Annotated in this window: 1 tRNA gene; it reads right to left on the bottom strand. The window is 45.1% G+C overall.

Going from position 1 to position 257, the window contains the following annotated elements:
• Positions 1-131: 131 nt before the first annotated feature.
• A tRNA-Ala gene (locus tag CIK96_RS04405) sits at positions 132-205 on the bottom strand.
• Positions 206-257 lie beyond the last annotated feature (52 nt).

Here is a 257-nt window from a genome sequence, read left to right as displayed (position 1 = left end):
TCCTATAACTATAGGCGGCCGTATGCATAAGTGCTCATACTTTCAGCTGTTGATTTCTGATTTATTATCTAATCTACAGTCTTGCTTGTGTCAATATGTCAAAGATCTCTTTCCTCTATTTCAAGGATATGTGGAGAATAACGGATTCGAACCGTTGACCCCCTGCTTGCAAAGCAGGTGCTCTAGCCAGCTGAGCTAATCCCCCGGTCGGGAATTGAAGTTCCTTGCATCGTAGTCCCAGGCAGACTTGAACTGCC

This window comes from Prevotella sp. P4-98, from assembly GCF_002251405.1.
Taxonomy (GTDB): Bacteria; Bacteroidota; Bacteroidia; order Bacteroidales; family Bacteroidaceae; genus Prevotella.
This window is presented reverse-complemented; position numbering and strand designations above follow the sequence as displayed.